Source organism: Stenotrophomonas sp. P5_A8 (assembly GCF_056400545.1).
This window is the reverse complement of the sequence record NZ_JBFULB010000458.1, coordinates 1-2380: the sequence shown is the minus strand read 5'-3', so window position 1 is coordinate 2380 and position 2380 is coordinate 1. Positions and strand designations below refer to the sequence as shown.

Annotated in this window: 2 protein-coding genes; both read left to right on the top strand. The window is 67.9% G+C overall.

Features of this window, described 5'->3' with window-relative positions; translation table 11 throughout:
* The first annotated feature begins 328 nt into the window (after positions 1–328).
* A complete protein-coding gene (locus tag AC1DQP_RS19520; RefSeq protein WP_128095414.1) occupies positions 329–895 on the top strand; it encodes a TetR/AcrR family transcriptional regulator in 567 nt (188 codons plus the stop codon).
* On the top strand, positions 892–2380 hold a 1489-nt coding region (locus tag AC1DQP_RS19515; protein WP_478052303.1), incomplete at its 3' end, for an MFS transporter. The genes AC1DQP_RS19520 and AC1DQP_RS19515, both read left to right, overlap by 4 nt.

Sequence of the window (2380 nt, the reverse complement as noted above, 5' to 3'; positions counted from 1 at the left end):
ACCGCCGCGCCTGGAAAGGGTCAAAGCACGCTTCTGCTCGCCCCGCATAGGAACAAAGAACGCTTTTTTCCGCCGGTAGAGGCAACGGTTTGCCCGCTGCCGGCGCGCAGCGCGGCAAGGCTTGAAGCAACGCCGGTTTCGTCGAGATGATGCTGTCGTCGCGCAGTTTGGCAGGGTCGGCAGTCGAGCACGGCTCGACTCTACCCACTGCTCCACCGTCAGCGCCGGGCTTCACCCCGCCTTGATCTTGCCGAGCAGGCGCCCACCGGCATGCTGCGGTGGCGCGGCGGACACTTTCCTTGCGGACATGATTGTCCGATCATGCCCCATGACTTCCCAACGCGCCGATGCGGCTGCCCGCCGTGCCCTCATCCTGGATGCCGCCGATGCGGTGTTCGGGCAGCATGGCGTCACCGCCCCGCTCGACCTGGTGGTCGAACGCGCGCAGGTCGGCCGCGCCACCCTCTACCGCAATTTCCCCGACCGCACCGCGCTGGTGGAGGCGCTGCTGCAGCGCACGGTGGCTCGCATCAACCGCCAGGTACAGAGCCTGGGCGAGCGCGATGATGCGTTGTTCGAAGTGCTCGAAGGCATGGCCGCCCGCATCGTGCAGTCGCCGGCGTTGTCGGACTACTGGCGCGCGGTGGACCCCGATGACCCGGCCATCAAGGCCGCCCGGCACACCATCTGGGGCCTGCTGGAAGCACCGATCCAGCGCGCGATCGCCGCGGGTCTGTGCCGTGCGGACCTGCAGGTGACGGACATTTCACTGATCTCAGGCATGCTGGGAGCCGCGCTGCGTGGCAAGTCCCGCGAAGAGCGGGCCAAGCTGGTGGCGCGCGCCCTGCAGTTGCTGCGTACCGGACTGCAGGGACCCGTCGACGCGGAGGGCTGATGGCGCAGTACCTCAAACCCATCCCGGACTGGGAAGACCACGAGAAGCCGACGCTGCCCGGCTCGGCGTCGATGCCGTGGCATCCCTGGCACCGGCGCGTGGCCTATGCCGCCGTGGCGCTGCTGGTGGGCATCACCGGTGGCCTGGGCAATGCGCTGGTCACCGCCAACCTGCCTTTCATGCAGGGCCAGCTTGGCCTGACCCCGGCGCAGGGCAGCTGGCTGGTGGCCGCCTATGCGATGGTCAATGTCACCGCCAACCTGCTCGCCTTCAAGTTCCGCCAGCAGTACGGCATCCGCCTGTTCGCCGAGATCGGCCTGGGCCTGTATGCGGCGCTGGCGGTGCTGCACCTGTTCGTGGGCAGCTATGAAACCACCGTGCTGACCCGCGCGGCCAGCGGGTTCGCCGGCGCTGCCTGCAGCACCTTGGGCACGCTGTACATGCTGCAGTCGCTGCCGCGCAAATATACCGGCAACCTGCTGGTGATCGGCGTGGGCATCTCGCAGCTGGCGGTGCCGATCGCCTGGCTGGTGTCGCCGGGGCTGGTGGACACCGGCCAGTGGCACAACCTGTATCTGTTCGAGGCCGGTCTGGCCCTGTGCGCGTTCGCCGCGGTGGTGGTGTTGAAGCTGCCGCCGGGCGTGCAGATCAAGGCATTCGAGCCTTTGGACTTCCTCACCTTCGCCCTGCTCGCCCCGGCAGTGGGCCTGCTGGTGGTGGTGCTGGCCCAGGGCTATGTGCGCTGGTGGCTGGATACRCCGTGGCTGGGGTGGGCGCTGGTGGCCTCCGTCGCGCTGGCCACCGCCGGCTTCATCCTCGAGCATTACCGGCGCAACCCGCTGCTGCAGACGCGCTGGCTGGCCAGCCTGCCGGTGCTGCACTTCATCGTCGGCGCGTTCCTGATCCGCTTTCTCACCACCGAACAGTCGTACGGCGTGGTCGGGTTGATGCGCCAGCTGGGCATGGGGCCGGACCAGATGCGCCCGTTGTTCGGGGTGATCCTGGCCGGTGTGGTCACCGGCATCGCGGCCGCCTCGCTCACCTTCGGCCCCAAGCGCATCATCGCCCAGCTGCTGATGGCCATTCTGCTGCTCGGCAGCGCGGCCCTGCTCGACCAGAGCCGCACCAGCCTGGACCGCCCGCACGATTTCTACGCCAGCCAGTTCCTGGCCTCGGTGGGCGCCGGCATGTTCATGGGGCCGTTGATCATGCTCGGCATCACCCAGGCATTGAAGCAGGGCGTGGACCACATGATTACCTTCCTGGTCACCCTGTCGATCACCCAGACCCTGGGCGGCTTGGCCGGCTCGGCGGTGCTGGGCACCTACCAGCTGCACCGCGAGCAGCTGTATTCCAGTGCACTGGTCAGCCAGCTCGACCCGGCCGATGGCGTGGTCGCACAGCGTCTGAAACAACAACAGCAGCTCTACGCCGGGTTGATCACCGACCCGGAGCAGCGCAGTGCGCAGGGCACGGCGCAGTTGG

Bases quoted from the DNA above. Each gene is read 5' to 3' on its own strand.
- AC1DQP_RS19520 (WP_128095414.1), top strand. From the start codon at position 329: ATGACTTCCCAACGCGCCGATGCGGCTGCCCGCCGTGCCCTCATCCTG.